Source organism: Enterococcus sp. AAFC-DPL-5146, from assembly GCF_058216635.1.
The window spans coordinates 407,592-430,569 of sequence record NZ_CM177103.1 but is presented as its reverse complement, the minus strand read 5'-3'; the positions used below and the strand labels follow the sequence as shown (position 1 = coordinate 430,569).

Annotated in this window: 3 protein-coding genes; all 3 read right to left on the bottom strand. The window is 34.8% G+C overall.

All coding sequences use genetic code 11. The annotated features are described in order from the left end of the window. Genes AC4BB2_RS01875 through AC4BB2_RS01865 form a run of 3 tightly spaced genes read right to left on the bottom strand, consistent with a single transcriptional unit; the run spans window position 1 to window position 22,677 of the window. Window positions 1-5,640: an amino acid adenylation domain-containing protein gene (locus AC4BB2_RS01875; RefSeq protein WP_490473757.1), complete on the bottom strand. Its 5,640-nt coding sequence runs from the start codon at window positions 5,638-5,640 to the stop codon at window positions 1-3. A gap of 2 nt (window positions 5,641-5,642) precedes the next feature. Beyond that, window positions 5,643-13,241: an amino acid adenylation domain-containing protein gene (locus tag AC4BB2_RS01870; protein ID WP_490473756.1), complete on the bottom strand. Its 7,599-nt coding sequence runs from the start codon at window positions 13,239-13,241 to the stop codon at window positions 5,643-5,645. Further along, complete coding sequence (locus tag AC4BB2_RS01865) at window positions 13,234-22,677, bottom strand: amino acid adenylation domain-containing protein (protein ID WP_490473755.1); 9,444 nt, start codon at window positions 22,675-22,677, stop codon at window positions 13,234-13,236. The genes AC4BB2_RS01870 and AC4BB2_RS01865 overlap by 8 nt, the downstream gene beginning before the upstream one ends. Window positions 22,678-22,978: the final 301 nt, after the last annotated feature.

Sequence of the window (22,978 nt, the reverse complement as noted above, 5' to 3'; positions counted from 1 at the left end):
TCATGCTAAATCTAGCTCTAACTGATCACAGGCTTTTTGCAGCACACTATCCAGTTGATTTGCTTGCTTCTTATTTTCTGGATAAATCAACACTAACTGATCTAAATATTTATTGATAACTATCTCAAATCCATCAATATTTCCCATCTTCTCTACTTGTTTTTTGGCGATCTCTAATGTTTCTTTGGTCAATTCAAAAATCGTTTGATTGTTGATTGAATAAATTCCTTTGTCAGTGTAATGAGGATCAATTTTGCTTAACTCATCAATTAAATTAATCTGGGTCTTCATTTTTAGTTGTTGAAAATAGGCCATTTGATTTTCTACTTCGTAAACACTGCCAGTACTAGATCCTTCAAGTAAAATAGGCCACAGGTCAATATAAGGACCGATTGCTTGAGCAAAGGATACAGGCATATATTTTCTATTTTCCTGTACGATATAAACAGGGATCGTTTGTGATTGATTGATAGCCTGATTTTGTCGAATAATTATCTTGGCTAGGTGCATGATTAGTGTCCAATGATTTTTAGCATAATATTTCTTTGTTTTCTCACCTAAATGCAGTATAGATAAGCGAATAATAAAGTTTTTGTCCTTTGTCTGTGCAACAGAAATAGCTTCTTTTGTTTCTCTAAATAGTAAAAAGTGTTCCTGCAATTTTTTTAAATCGAACTTGCTAGTGATGTTAGGTTGTAAAAGTGTATCTTCATTGACCACTTTTACAGGCTTGCTGTGATCCGTTATGCATTCCTTTAATCGATCGTAAAATACTGTATCACTATATTTGTCCCAAACACTATGAGAAATTAGTACATGTAAAATAAATGTTTCTGCATTTATTTTAGTTAGCAGCATATGATACAGAGCTGTTGATTGATTCTTATTAAATCCTGCCACCATTTTCTTTTTCATCTCTTCTTGGAACGTATAGATTTCTTTCTCAGATTTCATACTTAAATCAATGAAAGGAGCTGTAAATTTATCATCAAACTTATGCTCATATAAAACATACTCTCCTCCAGTTTTTGCATAACTTGTCCGCAGCAGCGGCTGTTCTTTAATCACTATTTTCAGCGCATCGATTATGCAATCTTGATCACTTGCATGTAGCTCAAAAAGAGCATAAATCATGGTTTGTTCTAGTGTCTCCAAAAACATTTTTTGCATCGCTGAAGGTTGAATGCTTTGTTTGATTGTATATTCAGCCCAACTCTGTGGGAGAAAGGGATCGACTTGGCTTACATATTGAGCCTCATTCTCTAAGAATTCCACGATTTGATCAATCTCTTTTAAGAATAGGTCAGCTAGTTTTTGAATAAATTCCGCGGAAAAAAGACTCTTATCATAAGAGATATTGCTATTTAAGTTCTTATCTACAATCACTAAATTAACAGCAATCGGTGTCCCAAATGGATTGTCTGAACTGACTTCATTTCCCTGTGGTGCTGGACTCATTGTAAATAAATGATCCGCTTGTTTTGACTCGTTAAACTCACCTGAATAATTAAATGTCACCATAGGTTCAGTCGTTGAAATATCTGGTTTTATTGTCTTAGTAAGTCCGTAGCCGATGCCATTATTTGGAATTGCTTGCAATGATTGATTCACTTGTAAAATATCTGCCTCTACTCCCTCGTTACGTAAGGAAAACGCCACTGGATAAGTAATTGTAAACCATCCTACTGTTCGATCAATTTCAATCTCAGCCGTTAACTGTTCTCTTCCGTGACCTTCCATCAATAAAGAAACTTCTGGATTTTCAGACAATGTCGAAATGGCTCTAACTAAAGCTGTAATTAATAACTCCTTGACATGAAAATGACTGAATCGACTTTTCTGTTTTAAAAGTTCAGCCGTTTTCTCGACGCCTAATTGAGTAGAAAAAATCGCTAGTTGGTGCTCTTTTCCGCTGTCAGATTTGATTTGTAGCTGGCTTTTCTCAACAATGGCTGCAGTCTCTTTCCAAAAAGGCAATTCGTTCCTTAACTCTTCCGTATTAGAATAGTTGACTAATTCTTGGCTCCAGTTTTTATAAGACATTGTTTTTAAGGGTAATTTGACCTTTTGATCGCTTATTAGATTTTGACAAGCTGTTTCAAGATCTTCTAGAATAATCTTCCAAGAAATCGTGTCAACCACTAAATGATGGGCAATGAGTAATAGAAAATTACTGTCTTTAAATTGGTAGATTACCGCTTTAAAGATTTTACCTTCTGATAATGAAAGGCTAGCTTGTGCTTGATTACTTCGCTTTTGCATAGATCGATAACTGTCTGTCGTTTCATCAAACCAGTTAATCCTTTGACTCTCTTGTTCAAAAATATGCTGCTCCAAACTAAATGATTCCACAGAGTCACTTCCTTGGATCATTTGATTCTCATTATAGGTAGCTCTTAGCATATCGTGGTGAATCATTAGTGCTTGCAAGGCATTCTCTATTTTCTCTTGATCTAATTTTTCATTTGAAAATTCCAACATGATAGATTGATTGAAGTGATTAGGTGCATTTAATTTTTCTTCAAAAAACTTTTGCTGGATTGGGGTAAAAAGAACTGTTCCCGTTACGTCACTTTGATCGACGATCAATTGTTTATTTTGTTTTAGATTATTGCTTAGTTCTTTGATCGTTCGATAGTGAAGAATGTCATTGATCGTTAACGAGTACCCTTGTTCTTTCAGTTTAGATACAATTCGAATAGCTTTGATCGACTCTCCACCTAAGTCATAAAAATTTTCATTTATCCCGATTTCTTCTAAATTAAGGATCTCTTTAAAAATCGCTAACATGTTGCTTTGCAATTGATTTTCCGGTAATTCTTTGACTCCTTTTTCCATATTAACGATAGGTTTTGGTAATAGATTGATCGCTAATTTTCCATTTTTTGTTATTGGTAGATATTCTAGAAAAACAATCCCTTTTGGAATCATATACTCTGGAAGCTGACTTCTTAAATATTCTTTTATCTGTTTTTCAGCTATTTCGCGTTCTGTGCTTATATAAGCAATCAATTGTTTTTCTGTTTTGGTTTCATTCTCAACGACTCTGACTGTCGCTTCTTTGATTTCAGGGATAGACAATAATTGAACTTCAATTTCTTTTAACTCGATCCTGAAGCCGCGAATTTTTACTTGTTGATCGATTCTTCCTAAATAGTCAATTAAACCTTCTTCATTCCAACGAACTAAATCTCCAGTTTTATATAGCTTTTCTCCCACTTTAAACGGATGATTTATGAACTTTTCGTTGGTTAATCCTTTGTTACCTAGGTATCCTCTTGCTAAGCCTTCACCACCTAAATATAATTCTCCTGGCATTCCAATTCCGCAAAGAGATTCTTTTTCAAAAACCAATGCGCTAGTATTATTGATTGGTTTTCCAATGGGGATCAGTTCCATGAAAGGTTCTGTAATTTCATAGGTCAATGCAAATGTTGTACATTCAGTTGGGCCGTATCCATTGATTAAATGGGTTTGCTTATTTACTTGCTTAAATTTAGAGACATGGTAAGTTGATAGTTTTTCACCGCCAATAAGTAGATACTTTAGTGAGGCAAAAATGTGTTCATTTAAAGAAACTAATTGATTGAACAAAGAAGAGGTCAACCACATCACATCGATCTTATTGTTTTCGATGATTTGTTGTAATTTATCTGGATCAACTAAATTCTCAATGTCTGACACATATAATGTTCCTCCATTTAACAAAGCTCCCCAAATTTCAAAGGTGCTAGCATCAAAAGTTAATGAGCCTGTTTGAAGTATTTTTGGTCGATTCAATGTTATATAATTAGGGTCTTTGACTAAGCGAATAATACTCTTATGTTCAATCATCGTTCCTTTGGGCTCTCCAGTTGTACCAGACGTGTAGATTACATAGGCCAATGTATGTTTCGTCAATGGTTTCAACTGATAGTCAGACATCGGTCGCATTCTTTTCAAATCAGTGAAAGTTACTTGTTCTAAAGAAAAATCAAGCGCTTGTCCCTCTTCCCTAAAATCAATTAATAGCCTAGCCTGACTCTGTTCAAGGATTTCTCTATTTCTCTTTTTAGGGCTTTTAGGGTCTAGCGGTAGATAAGCACAGCCTGCTTTTAAAATGCCTAAGTACGCGATGATTGTTTGAACTTCTCTAGCTGCAATAATTGCTACAATACCTGATTCGATTCCTTTTTCTTGAATCATTCCAGCTATTCTCGATGACTCATTATCTAATTCGGCATAGGTCAGTGTTTGATCCGTTCCTTTTATTGCAATGTCGGCAGCATGTTTTGCCACTTGCTCTTTAAAGTGAACAATAACCGTATCACTTTCTGGTATCGCAGGTTCTTCCTTGTTAAACGTAGTCATGATTTCAGCTTCTTCTTCTTGATTTAAACAAGTGAACTCACTAATCGATTTTGTTGGATCTGCTAAAATATCTCCCATCAATATGACAAAATGCTGCTGCATTCTTTCGATTGTAGCTTTTTTAAACAAGTGAACATCGTACTCCCACACAAGTTCCACTTGATTGTCTTCTGTTCCTAAATTAAATGTTAAATCAAATTTTGCGACGTGAGAATCTCTAGACACCTCTGTTAATTTACTATCCCCAAGTGTTGCATCAAACTGTCCATTACTTTGGTAATTAAATAAAATATCAAAAATAGGATGTTTATTTTCGAAAACTGGTACATCTAATGCCGCGATAATTTCATCTAATGGATAATCTTGATGGTCAAAAACCTGCATCATTTTATGCTTTATTCCTTCTAAATAACTAATGAAATCTTCATTTGGCTGAATCTTATCATTGATCGGAACCGTATTTACAAACATGCCTAATAAATGTTGTATATCTGGATGATTTCTCCCTGACATCGTTGTTCCAATCACAACTTCTTGACTGCCAGAATATTTCGATAAGAAAATCATAAAACACGCAATAAAGATCATGTAGTTGGTTGCACTTGTTTGTTCAGTTAATTGGTTTAGTTGCTTGATTTGCTCTAAGGATAAGCGTGTACTGACTGTATCACCTAAATAAGCACTCTCTTTTGGACGAGGATAATCATAAAACAGCTCAAACTCAGGCAATCCTTCAGAAAATTCCTCTAGCCAAAATTGTTTACTAAGACTTTTATCTTTTTTTCTATGCCAAGCACTGTAATCTTTATATTGCAGCTTCATAGGTTGTAACTTTTTCCCATTATACAACTGACTCAGCTCTGCTAAAAAGATACCCATGGAGCCGCCATCCATAATGATATGGTGTGCATCCAATAACAGGTACATTTCGCCGGTTACAAGCGTGCAGTAGCACACTCGTAACAAAGGCAGTCTGCCAGTATTAAAGGGTCGAATGAATTCCTTCGTAATCATTTCTAGCGTGTTTAAAGAATCTGTCACTAATTCGATAGTAACTTGGTATTTTTCTTCTATAATTTGCCCAAATTTTCCGTCAATCATCTCAAAATAGGTTCGTAATACTTGATGCCGCTCAATCAACTCATTCAATGAATTTTCGAGTTTCTCTAAATTGATCGGTTGGGATAATTGAAACGTAATTGGAATATTGTATGTGTCATTTTCTCCTTGAACTTGCTCAACAGTATAAATTCTTTTTTGTGTGGAACTCATTAAATATTTTTTACTCACCTTTATAACTCCTCATCATCAACAATATCAATACTCTCAAGTACTAAAGAACCTTCAGCTGTCAATTCCTCTACTTTTTTTGCTAAACTTCGAACATTTTTTTCTTGAAGAATATCGCTTAATGGAACTTTTATCCCTGAGAATTTTGAAATGCCGTTAGCCAGATAAACAGCTTTTAGCGAATGTCCTCCTAGTTCAAAGAAGTCATCATTAATACCGATTGGTTTGACTTCTAAAATTTCTTCAAACAACCTGCAAATCGTTTCTTCCAATTCGTTTCTCGGTTCTTCATAAACAGCCTTTTGATTGCCAACAGGTTTAGGTAAATTCTGCTTGTCTATTTTTCCTGCTTTCGTAAACGGAAACTGCTTCATAAACGTTATATACGGGGGAATCATATAGTCTGGTAATGTTTTTTTCAGTTCCTCTTTGACTTCAAAAGCACTTAATTCTTCATTTGTTATAAGATAAGCACACAGGAATTGTTCATTATTGATGGTTTTCGTAATCACACAGGCATCCCAAACGGCTGAAAGAAGACCTAACTGGTTTTCAATTTCTCCTAGCTCGATTCTAAAACCTCGAATTTTCACCTGTTCATCCACACGTCCTACATATTGAATCATTCCGTCTTCCTGCCATTTAACTAAATCCCCTGTTCGATACATTCGTTTTGATGGCACAACTGGATTTTGAACAAATTTTTCCGCTGTCATCTGAGGATTGTTTAAATAACCCAAAGCCAAATTATCCCCACTAATACAAAGTTCACCTAACATCCCAATACCGCATAACTTTTCTTCATGAAAGACAAATAATTTAGAATTAGCAATTCCACGACCTATTGGAACGGATTTATACAATTGATTTTCCACTTGATATGCTGCTGTACAAACGGTTGCTTCCGTTGGTCCATATAGATTGTACAGCTCAGTTTGTCCTGTTGTTATTACCTGATAGAAAGTTTCAACTAAAGCCATCGTTGTCGCTTCTCCACCAAGAGCTACTTTTCTTAATTGATTAATTTCCTCTTGGCGACCATTTTCTTCTGCGTATTCCAGCAACATTTTAAAGATTGATGGGACAGTAAACAGCATTTTTTGATCTAACTTTTTCAAGAATTCGTCTGGATCGTTTTTCACATCGTCTGAGAGTATCTCAAGTGTTCCACCGGCGAGGCAAATAGCAAATAGTTCTAATAATGATCCATCAAAAACAAATGAAAATTGCTGTAAAACCGTCTGATCTGAGTGAAGATTAAAATAATCTTTTTGCCAATTGACTAAATTCATCAACGAAGCCTGTCCCACAACGACTCCTTTAGGGTTTCCAGTTGTACCAGACGTATAGATTACATAAGCTTCATCATGAGTTGTAACCTTAGGCAACACTATCTGAGTCTGCCCATCTTCTTTTAAATCAGCGACTGTATAATCAATGACTATTGCTTCAATAGGTACCATGCTGGCTTTTTGTCCATTCAGTACAAATTTAATATCACTATCTTTTAAAATATAGGCGATTCTTTCTTGCGGCAAGGCCGGAGATAAAGGTACGTAGGCCGCTCCTGCTTTCATTACGCCATAAATCCCTACAAGCATTTCGATGGTTCGATCACAATATAAGCCGATACATCCTGTTTCCCCAGCACCAGCTGTAAGTAAACGTTTTGCTAGAACATCTGACTTTTCTTCTAGCTGAGCGTATGTTAGTTGTTCTTTTTCAAAAACAACAGCTATCTGATTGGGTCGTTTTTGAGCTTGTGTTTTCAACACTTCTAACATGGTGGGATAACTACTATTGTCCGAGCTTTCTGGATTAAATTCAACCACTACTTGTTTTCGTTCTTCTTCATTAACTAAAGAGAAATCACCGCAGGTCAAAGTCTGATTCTGTGCCAACTCTTTTAACCCACAAATAATACGCGACAAGATACGTTTAGCCTCTGCTTCTGTAAATAAACGCTCATCAAACATCAATTTAAAACTCAACGCCTCAAAAGATCCTACACTTAATGAAATGGGGTAACTTGTTTGTTCACGGTATTCTTCCATTTCACCAAGTAAAGAGCACGTTTCGTCTACTTCTTGAACATCATAGTTTTCAAAAACAACAATGGTATGAATCAACTCTTTGCCTAATGAGCTTCTGCTTTGAATTTCAGATAACGAACAATAGGTATGCTCATCACTTTCTATTGACTGATGTTGAATCGCCTGAATTAAGTCTACAAATGGCTCTTTTCCATCGCATTTAACTCTAACTGGGATTGCATTGATAAACAGTCCAACAGCTTGTTGAATTCCCTCTAATTGCATATTTCTACCAGAAACCATTTTTCCAAACACAGCGTCATTTGTGTGATTATATCTTTGTAGAATCAACCCCCAAACAGCCTCTACAATTGTGTTCATTGTTACATTGTTTTCTTTAGCAAAAGTTTGAATCACCTGTGTCTCTTCTTTAGATAAAGCGTCAAATAATGCGTTCATTTCTGGATTTTTATCATTTCTAGGATACATGCCTGTGAAGCTTGCTTGGGTGTCATACTCTTCTAACAAGTTTTCCCAATAAGTCAAACTAGCTTCTTTATCAAGCTTAGCAACAATTCTTGCATACTCTTCGTAAACAACATCTGAATCTCCTATAGATAAGTTTTCCACTCCTCCATCAGACAACAGACTTGTATAAATGTGCATCCAATCATTTAAAACAATCGACAAACACCAACCATCCATAATAATATGATGAAATGTAAAAATAAGTCGCTGTTCCTTCGGCAGTTCTACAAGAGTCGCTCTAAATAACGCCTCTTTTTCTAAATTAAATCCACGATCGACATCATCAATTTTATATTGGTTGAATAATTCGTTTGCGTTTTCTTTTTCTGAATAATCTACAGTTATGCTTTCTAGTGCAGCCTCAGTAAAAATAACTTGTCTCGGTTCTTTCATGTCTTTGTAGATTATATTCGTTTTTAAAGCAGGATGTTTTTCAGCAAGTAATTGTAAACTTTGAGCCAACAGCTTTTGATTTATTTTTGTGTTTACAGTGTAAGAACATTGAATCACATAGCTAGTGGAAGCTTCATCCAATAGTTTGTGGTAAAGCAATCCTTCTTGCATTGAGGTTAACGGAATGATTCTCTGGATTTCTCCAACACCAAGTCCATCCACTCTTTTTTGAGCTAAGTTAAATTCCGCCTGTTCCCATGAATATTCACCTAAATCAGATGCTGTTTTTTGCGGTTTTTCTAAAGTGATACAGTAATCTATGATGGCTGATAGTTCTTTTTGGTAGCCGTTGCTGATCGCCTCTATTTCATCATTCGAAAGAATTGGTACGGCATAAACTAAATCAGTAATCAATTGATCATGTTGAATATAGCAGTTAACCGACAATGGACTGCCAATCGTATTTTCTTTACCACTATCATTCGTACTAGCAATATCACTGATTTTAAATAGTTGGGCGTCATCCTGGCTACTTGCCAATTCTCCAAGGTAATTAAATACCACATCTGTTTTTAGGGGTTCAATCGTATCCGTATAAGTTGCTAGTATTCCATAACTGATCCCTTTATTTGGAATTTTTCTAACAGATTCTTTGACATGCATAATTGTTTCAGCTAACTGCTCTTTCACTGTAATCAGTAATGGATACATCGAAGTAAACCACCCAATGGTCCGATCCACAGTTCCTATCTGTTCAAAAAGTTCACGTCCATGTCCTTCTAATGTAAAGGAAAGACGATCTTGCCCAAAAATATTTCTTAGTGTTTTAGCTAGTGCAGTCAATAATAAATCACTGATTTCTGTAAAAAATGCCTGATTTGCATCAAAACGAAGGTGGTTGGTTTCTTCTTTACTCAATGCAAATGTTAAAGTCTGACTTCCTGTTGTTGGTCTCTCCTTATTAAATACCTTTGTCATTGCTACTTTTTTATTAACTTCTTGCCAATAAGTTTGATCTTTTCTGATTTCGTAACGCTGCGCTAGTTCCTTGACCCCTTCACTCCACGATGGATAGGAAATCGTCTTTTGAGGTAATTGAAGGGGTTGTTTTTTGATTAAACAATCATAACTTTGATTCAAGTCTTCAATAAAAATTTGCCATGATACAGCATCCACAATCAAATGATGCATCTGAATCCAGAGATAAGATGTATCATTTGATTGAAATACTAAAATCCTCAGCAATGGCGATTCGTCAAAGGTAAATCTTCCTTGAAATGATGCACCAATCGATTGAATTTCTTCAGCTGGATTTACGTTACTCTCATCTAATTTAAATGAGTGGAACGAATAATTTGTTTCTTGTTCCCAGCCAAAAATCCTTTGCTCACTCCCTTTAACACGCATTCTCAACATATCGTGATGTTGGACAAGTTCATCCAGTGCTTTTTTTAGAACTTCTTCATCTAGTAATTGTGCTGTTTCTAAAATCAACGATTGATTAAAATGTTCTGGTTGATTTAACTGGCTCCAATAAAAAAATTGCTGAATTGGGCTATATGGAACTGTTCCTGTGACCATTTCTTGATTCATTTCTTGTGTAATAATGGTCATTTTTTGCGCAATTTCCTTGATTGTTCTTGATTGCATAATTCCTTTTACGGTCAAGCGATAGTCTAGTTCTCTTGCTTTTGAAACGAGTCGAATCGCTTTTATTGAGTCTCCGCCTAATTCATAAAAACTATCTAATAGATTGACTTGTTTCAATTGTAAAATTTCTTTGAATAAGTCAACAAGCTGTTCTTCCTTTTCAGTTACTGGTTTTAGAAATTCTTTTTTGATGGATAATTTTGGTTCAGGAAGTTGTTTTTCAGCCAATTTGCCATTTGCAGTGATTGGTAATTTATCTAGGAAACTAAAATAATTTGGCACCATATAATCTGGCAGTTTCTGGCTTAAATACTCAATTAAAACACTATCTGTCAATGGCTGGTCACACACAACATAGGCACAAAGGTAGTCTGTTCCTGTATGATTTTTGACTGTTACTGCTGCGGATATGATCTCCGGTACTTGTAAAAGGGTCTGTCTGATTTCAGACAGTTCTACACGAAAACCACGAATCTTGACTTGATTATCCATTCGCCCAAGGTAATCGATTGACCCATCTGTTCTATATTGGCCTAAATCACCTGTTTTATAAATAATTTGGTCATCCATTAGGACAAATTGCTTAGCTGTCAAATCTGATTGATTCAAGTAACCTTTCGCAACACCTGCACCGCCAATACATAATTCTCCTGGAATACCGATACCACAGTATGTTTGATCGTTCATAACATACACTTGAGCATTTTGAATAGGTTTACCAATCAATGTGTCTTGACTATCTAAGAGATCTGAGTACTTATAATAAGTTGCACATACTGTGCCTTCTGTCGGTCCATATAAATTACGAATAATCGATAAACTCTTTCCTGTAGTTTCAGCAAATTGCCTCAGCAGATGATTCGTTACTTTTTCTGCGCCGACGTAAACTGCCTCAATTGATTCAAAAGATTTTTCCCGTTTGTTTTCTTTTGTATAGTTTAATAAGGCTTCTAAAAAGGTCGGAACCATCAGAAAATGAGTGACCTGATTTTTTTCAAAGACATCCAACAATTGACCAAAATCATCATGCTCTTCCGGTGATAGCATCTGTAATGTTGCACCAGAAAGTAAAGCTAAAAATATTTCCCACACAGATGCATCAAATGTGTAGATAGCCTTTTGTAAAATTCTACTGTTTTCTGTTACGTCGGCTTCTGTTATTTGCCATTCTATCAAGTTCATCAAAGAATGGTTTTCGATCATTACTCCCTTTGGTTTTCCTGTACTGCCTGAAGTGTAAATAATATAGGCAAGATCTGCCCCTTCTGATTCCTCTTGTTTAACAATATTTTTTTGGCTCTCTTGTGACTGAATAAGTATTGTCTTACAGATATGTTCATTTGAAACCAGTTGATTTGTTTTTGGTGAGCATAGTACGGCGTTGGCTTGGCTATCTTTTATAATATAATTGATCCGCTCAATTGGTGTTGTTACAGTAATTGGAAGATAGGCGGCACCTGCTTTTAAAATCCCTAATAGACCGATCACTAATTCCGTAGATTGCTCAACAATCAAGGCCACACAATCATTTTTCCCAATCCCTGCTTGTTTTAACTTTTTCGCCACGGCATTTGCACGTTCATTAAGTTGGCGGTATGTTACTTCTTCATCTAAATAATGAAGGGCTGTTTTTTCTGGATTTTTTAGAACTTGTTCTTCAAATTTTTGGACTGGCGAGACGAATGAAACTTTTTCTAGCGCGCTATTCAAGGGTTTAAATTCTTCTTTAATTCGATTCATTTCTATAGATTTCAAGTATTGAATCTCGCAGATTGATCGAGTTGGTAACGCTAGTAAATTATTCAAAAGCTCCTGAAAATAATCGGCCAATCGTTGAATTGTTTCTTCTTTAAAAAGCCCTGAATTATATTCCCAGTTGATCGTATAATCTGATGGATGCTCAATCAAAGTGACCGTGATATCAAATTTTGATACATCTAATTGAACTTGCTTTACCTTAGCTAGTTGCCCACCTAAATAAACAGACTCATCAAAACCGACCTCATAAGAAAACATCACATCAAAAATCGGATTTTTAGGAGCTAGTTCTACCATCTTTTCATAGGGATAGTCTTGGTTTTCAAAAACATTCAAACTCTTATTTTTCACATCTTCTAAAACATCAATAAAACTTTTTTGATGGTCGATTGTTCCAATAATCGGTAAGGTGTTTACAAACATTCCCATCATTTCTTCTGCTGAAGAATGGTTTCTTCCTCCAGCAGCTGTTCCGATGACTATACGATCTTGACGATTTAACTTAGTAAAAAAAATCATTAGTGTTGTTAAATAAACCATGAAACTAGTCGTTTGGTGTTGTTTATTGATTGCCTCAATTTTTTCTTTGATTGATGCGCTGAGCTTCATTTCCATATGCTTTCCCTCAAACTCTAGTACCTTATGTTCTTTAAAATCTATTGGTAGGTCTGTTTCGGGCATAGGATTATAAAATTCTTCTTGCCAAAATGCTTCTTGTTCTTTTAAATCTAGCGTATTTTGCCAAGCAGAAAAATCTTTATAGTGAAGTTCCATCGGCTCCAATTCAATGCCATCATAAAGCTCACTAAATTCTTTTAGTAAAATCCCCATTGAAGCGCCATCTGAAATGATATGATGAACATCAATAATTAAGAATGTGGCGCCATTCCCCGGCTCCTCTCCTACCCCCATTCGGATAAGAGGTGCTTGACTTAAGTCAAAAGGACGGATAAATTTCTCCTTGATTTCGTCTACTTTACAGTTTTTAAGACTCTCCACTTTCAGTTTTTTTGGCGAATGAATGTGTTGTACAAATTTATCTTTTTCAATTGAAAAGCTAGTCCGAAAAGCTTCATGCCTTTCACATAATTGATTAAATGCCTGATTTAGACGAACATAATCTAGTGATTCTTTGAACGTCAAAATGATTGGCATGTTATACGTAACGCTTGCTTCTTGCGTTTGTTCAAGAGTGTAAATTCTTCTTTGGTTGGAACTCATTAAATATCTTTTACTCATTTAAATACTCCTCAGCAGCTTTCAGTAATGGTTGAAATCCCTTTTTATTTTTTGTTTTAATGATCTTGGCAATATTTTTTACGTTTTGCTCTTTCATAATATCTTTTAACGATATCCGTGAATTAAATTCTTTTTCAATTCGTCTAGAGAGTTCAACTGCTTTGATCGAATAGCCGCCAAGTTCAAAAAAGTTATCCGTCACACCTATTTTTTCAACAGTCAGAACTTCTTTAAAAATTGATAGCAGCTTTTCTTCATCATTTGTTTTTGGCTGGACAATCGTTGTATTGTATTCAATTGGAATATCTTGCAACGCATTTCTATCTAATTTTCCGTTATGATTTTTAGGTAATTCATCAATTTGTTTGATAAAGCTAGGAATCATATAATCTGGGAACATTTCTTTAAATCCAGCTAAAATTGTGTGAATATCCACAGTGGATCGACTAACAAAATAGGCGCATAATTGCGGTTCTCCTCGGCTTTCATTAACGATTATTGCCCCACTTAAAATTTCAGGTTGTTTTAGAAGTTCCTTTTCAATTTCGTCGATTTCAATTCTGAAGCCACGAATTTTCACTTGTTTATCCATACGTCCGAGATAATGAATTTGACCATTTTCATCTACTTTTCCAAGATCTCCTGTTTGATATAAAAATTGATTTTGATCTAGCTGATTTGGGAACATTTTTTCTTTAGTCAAACGTTGCGACCCTATATATTCTTTGAATAATCCAACTCCGCCTACACAAATTTCTCCTACCATGTCGATACCGCATAATTTCTCATTATTCATAATGTAAACTTGAGTATTTCGAATCGGCTGACCAATCGGTATTTGCTCGTGTAAATCTTGAACTCTTACTTCATAAAATGTGGCGCAAACCGTTGTTTCTGTTGGCCCATATAAATTCGTTATCTTCGCGATATTTCCTTTATCACCAGTGATTGCTGCATACTTTTTTAGTAGTTGTGTTGTTAAAGCTTCTGCGCCTAAATAGATTTTTTTCACACCTTCTAAAGCTGTCGATAAATGTTCTACTTGCATATAATCTAAGATAGAATCAAAGACCGTTGGAACCATCAAGGTATGCGTAACCTTTCTTTCTTGAATCACGTTTAGTAATTTTTTATAGTCATGGTTTTCTTCTTCCGTAATCATTTGGAGTTTAACACCAGATAATGTCGCTAAGAAAATTTCCCAAACCGATGCATCAAATGAGCAGGTCGCTTTTTGCAGAACAACACTCTGTTCGTTGATTTCACTCTGTTTCTTTTGCCATTCCATCAGATTAATCAAACTTTTGTGTTGGATTTTGACTCCTTTGGGATTTCCTGTACTTCCTGAAGTATAGATAATGTACGCACAATCTTCTGGAGAATGCTCCAGCTGAGGATTTTCCACTACTTTATCCTTTGGCGATACAACAAGAGTTTGGACATTCCATTGGTTTGATTGTTCATCTGTCAGTATCATTTTTGCCTGACTATTTTCTAAAATATAATGGATTCTATTTGCTGGAAGTTCTCTATCAATTGGTAGGTATGCAGCACCTATTTTTAAAACACCATAAATAGCTGCAACAAATTCAATCGAACGATGAAACAATATTCCCACGACATCATTTTTTTTGATTCCTGACTCTTTTAGTTTTTTCGCAATGGCATTGGCCATCTTATTTAAATCGGAATAACTGATTTCTTGTGCTTCAATTCCTACCGCAATTCTATCTGGATAGTTCTCTACATTTTCTTCAAACCAGGAAACAATCGTTTTGTGTTGTAAGTCACTTTCTTCTTGTGTGTTGAAACTATGGTAAAGTTTGTTTTCCTCTGTTTTATCAATCATCGAAAGTTCTGCCAATGTACTTTTCGGTCCTTCAAGAGCTTTTGATATCAAAGTGAAAAAGTGTTCTGAGGCTCTTTTCATCGTTTCTTCTTTAAATAATTGGACGTTGTAATCCCAATTGATCACTATATTTTCTGCCTGTTCTTTGATAGTCAAGGTTAAATCAAATTTAGCTGTATTATTAGCTAGCTCATAGAGAGTCATCTCTCCATCCCCTAATGAATAATGTCCTTTCCCTATATTTTCGTAGGAGAACATCACATCGAAAATCGGATTACGAGTTTGGCTTGATTTTATATTCAACTTCTCTACCAATTGTTGAAACGGATACTCCTGATTATTGAAAACATCAAAGAAATTCAATTGAACTTGTTTTACATACTGAGTAAATGGTACATCTGCTTCAATGTCTTGTTTTATGGCTACCGTATTTACAAACATCCCCAACATTTCCTCTAAATCTGGATGGTTTCGACCTGAGATAGCTGTCCCAATAACAACTTGATCTTTTCTTGAATATCTTGAAAGCAGTAACTGGAAGATTGCTGCAAAGAAAATATAGCTGGTTACGCCATTTTCCTTCCCAAATTCTTTCATTTTGGTAGTTAGTTTTTCAGGCAATGGTGTCGAAAAACTTGCACCTGCAAAACTTGCTGCTGATCCTCTAGCGTAATCTGTTGGAAATTCAGTATTTAGTTCAGCATTGGTAAATGTATCCAACCAGAATTTCTCTTGCTTTTGCACGTCTAGTTTATTTTGCCAAGAACTGTAATCTTTATATTGAATGGCTACATCTTTTGTTTCTTCTCCGTTATAAAATGCAGCAAGTTCTGACACAAAAGTTGGGATTGATTCACCATCGAATATCCCATGATGAATGTCTATGACAAAGACATGTTCATTCGCTGAAAGAGTGAACACATGCCCTCTGATAAGCGGTCCTTTGGTTAGATTGAATGGTTGAATAAATGCACTGATTGCTTGATTCAATACTTCTCGTTCAACTGTTGATACAGATAGCGGAATTGTAATCTTATCAGCAATCGTTTGAAGATATTCTCCTTCTCTAAACTCAAAAGTTGTTCGTACTATTTCATATTTTTGACTCAACTTCTGTAATGATTCTTGTAATTTTCCAACTGAAAAGTCTCCTTGTATCGTCAAGACAACTGGAATATTATATGTTGTGCTGTCAGTTAATGACTCTTCCACTAAAAGAATTCGATTTTGGGCTGGACTCACCTTTAAACTTGTTCCTTTTCCAATCGGATGATATCTTTCTCCTGTTTGAAGATTACGTGCAATTTTTTCAACCGTTCTGCTAGTCATGATTTCTTCTAGTGATAGTTTGGTGCCTGTTTTAGCTGCCAAATAACTAGATAAATGCATAACTTTCAGGGAATGACCGCCTAAGGTGAAAAAGTCATCTGTTACACTAATTTGAGGGACATTCAATATTTCCGTAAAAGCTTCGCTCACAAGTATTTCCGCTTCATTTCGTGGCGCTGTGAAATCATTATTTTTAGGCATTTCAGGTGTTGGCAGCGATTGTTTATCAATTTTCCCATTTTTATTAAGTTTGAATTCCCCTACATTCATAATCACTTTAGGTATCATATAATCTGGTAGTTTCTGCATCAAATCATGACGAATCATTTCAATATCCACTAGCTTTTCCATCTGTATATAAGAACAAATCTCTTTTTGACCCTTTTCTTCAAAAATAAGTGTTATTCCATTACTTACATAAGGCAATTGCTTAATAGCAGTCGTAATCCCTTCTAATTCTATCCTGAACCCTCTAATTTTCACTTGGTCATCGGTACGTCCAAGATAATCAATTGAACCATTTTCAAGCCAACGGACAAGGTCTCCTGTTTTGTATAAGCGTTGATTATTCCCATCCATAATGAATGTTTCATCTGTGCTTTCCTTTAGATTCAAATAACCAGAAGCCAAACCAGCTCCGCCTAAATACAACTCCCCTGGCACCCCAATTCCGCACAATTGTTCATTTTTCATAATATAAGCCGTTGTATTGGCTATTGGTTTACCAATCGGTACAATATTCTCAAGATCATAATCGATATCTTCAAATAAAGAAAACGTAGTATTTTCAGTTGGTCCATAGATATTACAAATACTGACCTTTGGATTATATTCTTTGAATCGTTTTATCGGTGCTGGAACAATTTTTTCACCACCCACAAGAATACGGCGAAGTGAATGAAACGCTTTAGGGTAGAGTTCAACGATATTTACAAACAAGGCTGTCGTAATAAATAAAGTATTGATTTGTTGGGTTACGATGACTTCTTCCAATCCTGCTGGGTCCAGTAATACATTTGAGGTTGTCATAAACAGCTGACCTCCGTTTAACAATGCCCCCCAAATTTCAAATGTAGAGGCATCAAAGGTTAGTGAACCCGTCTGGAGGATATGACAATCCACAAAATCAACGTAATTAGTATTTTGAACAAGACGAAGAACATTTTTATGCGTGATCATAACACCTTTAGGCACCCCAGTTGTTCCCGATGTATAGATAACATAGGCTAAATCTTCCGGATTCATTTGAGGCAATTTCTCATATATATCACTTTCTTCAAAAGCGTCATTTGTAATAATCGTACAATTTTTTATTTGTTGTGTTTCTTTTAACTGGCCGCCAACGTCATACAACACTTTGCACTTCGCATCGTTAACAATGAATTTTATCCTTTCTAGTGGGCTATTGCTATCTATTGGTAAATAGGCTCCTCCTGCTTTTAAAATTCCTAAGAATAGAATAATTGTTTCAACTTTTCTATCTGCCACAACGCCAATTAAGTCCCCTTTGACAATTCCAAGATTTCTCAATTTTTGAGCTACATTTGTTGAACGCTTATCCAGTTGCTTATAAGTTAAAGTCTGTTCTTTTGACGCAAGGGCTACCTGATTTAGGTGTCTTGGGACACTATCCGCAAAAATCTTTGTAATGGATGCGTCGGATGGATAATCGGTTGCTGTTTGATTAATGCTTGTTTCGATCAGTTCACGTTCATTATCAGTAAGAAAATCAATAGTTGAAACCGCCTGTTCTGGTGATTTTGCAATTGTTTTTAGTAACTGAGAAAAATGGGACAAAATATAATTAACACCTGCTTTTGAATAAATTGACGTATCAAATAACAGATTTACAGTAAATCTTTCCCCATTTTGAATGGAAAGAGTTAAATCATAATTTGTTTCTTCTCTTATACTTTCTAGTGAAAATTGTGGTTCGTTGTCTTTAGATAGAATATTTTGTTCATAATTTTCAAAAGCCACAATGGTTTGTATCAGTTTATTTCCTAATACATTTTCATTTTGGATGTCACTCAGTGGATATAAGTCATATTCTCCGCTTTGGTTTAATTGTTTTTGTAGGTTAGCTATAATTGTCGTGATTGGCGTATTTTTTTCATTTTGAACTCTAACTGGAATCGTATTTATAAATAACCCAACTTTATCTTCAATATTAGCAATTGGGCTGTTTCTCCCAGAAACTACTTGTCCAAATATAACATCTTCTGTATTTGTGTAATTTTGCAACAAGATGCCCCAAGCAGATTCAAAAATCGTATTGACCGTTGTATTTAAATTTTTTGCTAAAGAACGGATTTGCTGACTTGTTTGAGTATCAAGTACTTGCTTGATTTGATTTTTATCGACTTTATTCGTTTTCACTGCTGTCGGTAAAATACCTGCAACCGTTGTATAATCTGCTAATAACGTATGCCAATAGTTCTTTGCAGCCTCTGTATTCATTTCGGCTAAATAGTTTACGTAATCCATATGAGCATAATCTGGATAGATTTTCTGTTGGATAGATTCGTAAGTTTCTCCAGCAATCAACTGTTTATAGAATCGTTTTAACTCATTTAGCAAAATCCCATTGCACCAGCCATCTAAAATAATATGATGGAAACTCATCAACATCTTATAGTCATCCGTAGCAACTTTTATTATTTTTATACGGAATAACGCATCTTTTTCAAGATCGAAACCTTTTTCAATATTCTCTTCTTCAATTTTTTTACGTTCTTTTTGAAGATTTGAACTATCGCTTAAATCAATTAATTCAACATCACAAACTGCTTTTTTCCGGATAATTTGCCGTGGAGTACTGATGTCTCGATAAAAGAAGTTTGTTCTCAGAGCGCTATATTTCTTAACTAAAAGATCTAGTGCTTGTTTAAATGCTTCTATTTGGATAGCTCCTAATCCATAAATTGATTGAACAATATACGCTGTTGAGGTTGCTTTTTCTTGTTGGTGGAATAATAGACCTTCTTGAAGAGGAGTCAAGGGATAGATTTTTTCGATTTGATCGTTCATCTCGGAAAAAGCTGTTTCCACTTGCCTAAACTCTCTTTCACTCCAGTTAATTTCGCCATAATCGGAAGCTGTTTTTTCAACTATTTTTTTGTTCAAACAATGATCTACAACGCTTTTCAGTTCTTTTTCAAATAAAGTTTTAAACGCTTTAATCTTTGCTTCATCACATTGTGATTTATCATAAATGAAAACAAAAGAGATAATACCGTTATTTAATGAACCATCAATAGAAATAGGTGTCCCAAAATGATTATTTTCTGCTATTTGGTTGCCATATTCTACAGCCTTTATTTGTATATCATACGCTGAAGTTTCTTGGTGGAAATCGCCTAAATAGTTAAATGTAACTTCCGTTTGAACACCTTCAAACTCATCATCATAACAATCCAACACACTATAACCTAAGCCGTGGTTAGGAATACGACGTAGATTTTCTTTCACATTCTTAATATCTTGCTGTAACGTGTCTCCCATTCCTTCACAAACAATAGGATAAATTGTTGTAAACCAGCCAATTGTTCGATCAATGTGAATAGGTTTATGTATCGGTTCGCGGCCATGTCCTTCCATCCGAACGCTGATTGTATCAGTTGTTGTTAATTTATCTATCGCTCTAAATAAAGCCGTTACTAATAAATCATTTATTTCTGTGTTATAAGATTTGTTAGAATGTAACATAAGATTTTCAGTTAACTCTTTTGACAATACTATTTCATCAAATCCCGTTCCAACATTGTTTTGAGGCGAGCATAACGTTGTATTAGACTTTCTTGCTGATTTACTGATTTTCTGCCAGTAAGAACGTTCTTTTTTTAGGATCTCAGACGTACTAAATTCTTCTAATGACTGACACCATCTAGAAAAGGAAGCTGTTTTCATTGGCAATTCAATTGTTTTGTTTTCTAAAGATTGTTTATAAGCAGTATTGATATCTTCCACTAAAATTCGCCAAGAAATACCATCCACCATTAGATGATGAACAATCAATACAAGATAATCTGTTTTTTTTGTATGAAAAACAACGGCTTTAATCAAAGGTCCAGCAGTTAAATTTAAGGTTGCTTGGATTTTATTACTGATTGTTTCCATTTCTTCAAAAATAAGCTGCGGTTTTTCATCAGATAAATCAACGGAAGTCAATTCAAATAGATTCGTGCTGTCTTGTTCTTTGATGATTTGTTTTTCATCTAGATAAACAGCTCTCAGTAGATCATGATGATTACATACAGCTAATAATGCTTTATTTAAAGGTTCTGTTTTAAGTGTTGGGTATTCTAGTAAGAAGGTTTGGTTAAAATGTTCTGGTACTGGAAGTTTACTGTCGAAGAAGTATTTTTGAATTGGAGATAGTGGAGTTTCACCAACAATCGTTTGCTCTTGCTGTTCCATCGATTTAGGATGAATCAATTCCATATGGGCCGCAATGTTGGCTAGTTTTTTTTCTGTCATGATTGTTGAAACACTTAAGTTGTAGTCTAGTTCTCTTAGTTTTGATACAATTCTGATTGCTTTAATAGAATCGCCGCCAATTTCAAAAAAATTATGATTGCGTCCAATCGTATTAGTATTTAGCACTGTAGAAAAGACAGAAATAAGAACAGACTCTTTTTCGTTTTTAGGTTTTATTGGTTCTTTAAAAAAAGTTATCGGGTCTTCCGCAATAACTGGCAGTTTACTTTTGTCTAATTTCCCATTGTTAGTTACGGGTAAAGCATCAATTTTTATGATTCGTTTTGGAACCATGTATCGTGGGAGTGTTCTTTCTAAATCCTTTTTTAATTGTGTTTCTTGATAGTTTTCTTTTGAAACAAAGTAAGCAATGATCTGATTTTTTTCCGAAACAATAACGGCAGTATCATCAATTTTAGGATAACTAGCTAATTGATTTTTGATTTCACTTAGCTCGATTCGTAATCCATTGATTTTGACTTGTTCATCTATACGACCAAGATAGTCTAAACAACCGTTTTCCTGCCATTTTGCTAGATCTCCTGTTCTATAAATTTGACCAGATGAATCAACATGATTATCAACAAATTTTTCTTTTGTTAATTCTGGATGGTTTAAATAACCTCTGGCAACACCAACTCCGCTAATACAAAGTTCACCAACCTCTTCAACCCCACATAATTGATTCCCATTCATAATGTAAATATTCACATTATCGATTCCTTTACCAATGGAAATTGTTAGTTGATCCGTTAACTCTGATAAACGAAAATAGGTTGCTCCAATTGAAGTTTCTGTCGGTCCATAAAGATTGTAAATATTGTCTTTTGTTAAAGAAGTTACCCTGCAGAGTTTTTTTACCAGCGGTTTTTCTAATTTTTCACCAGCAATATACACCATATTCAAACAAGAAAGATACTCTTCTTTTTGAACCTCTTCCGTATAATCTAACAAGACCGAAAGTACAGTAGGAATCATTACCGTATGAGTTACTTGATTTGTTTTTATAACATCCAAAAGCATACTGAAATTATTATTTTCTTGATCTGTTAACAATTGAAGTTTGACACCACCTAATAGTCCTAAGAAAATTTCTCCTATAGCTGCGTCAAAAGAACAGGTAGCTTTTTGGAGAACTACACTTTTCTCATTAAATTTTGCTGTTCCAAGTTTCCAGTTGATAAAATTGACTAATCCTTTATGCTCAACCATGACACCTTTAGGGTTTCCTGTTGTTCCAGAAGTATAGATAACATAGGCTAGTTGATTTGGAGAATAGGATAAAGATAAATTAGTTTCACTAATGTTAGTAAAATTTGGACAGATTATTTCTCTATCTAGTCGTTTTTCCCATTTATTTCTATTATCTTCCTCTGTAATTACTTGTGTCACCTGACTGTCTTCAACAATATATTTAATTCGCTCTTCAGGATTTTCAGAATCTATAGGTAAAAAGGCCGCACCTGATTTTAAAACGCCTAAAATCGTAACGACTAATTCGACTGAACGATTCAAAATTATACCAATCAAATCTTCTTTTTCAACACCGGATTCTACCAGTAATTTTGCAACGGCATTCGCTTTTTGGTTTAATTCACTATACGTTAGAACCGTTCTACTAATCCCGACTGCTTCTCTTTCCGGATATTTCTGAACTTCTTTTTCAAACCAAGTAACTAAATCAAGACCCTCACATATTTCATTTTTATTCGCATTAAACTCATGAACAACTTTTTCGTAATCGTCCATTATTAATTGATTACCTCTTGCCTTATCCAACTCATCACTCACTCCATTGTATTAGTTTAAAAACAAGTTTGAATGCTATTTTATTGATTTTAATAACTTTTCATGAATTTAAAAACATGAATATTCATTTGTTTTAATTCAAACTATATTGAATTTTTGACTAATTGTCAACTCTTTTTATAAAATAAATAACAAAAAAATAAAGATTCCATCTATGTATTCCTCGTAATAACCATATATATTTCACAGAAAAGAGAGTTGACTTTCCATTATAAATAAAATATACTTACCCTACTTAAAAACACTATTATCAACATTCTTATTGAGGTGC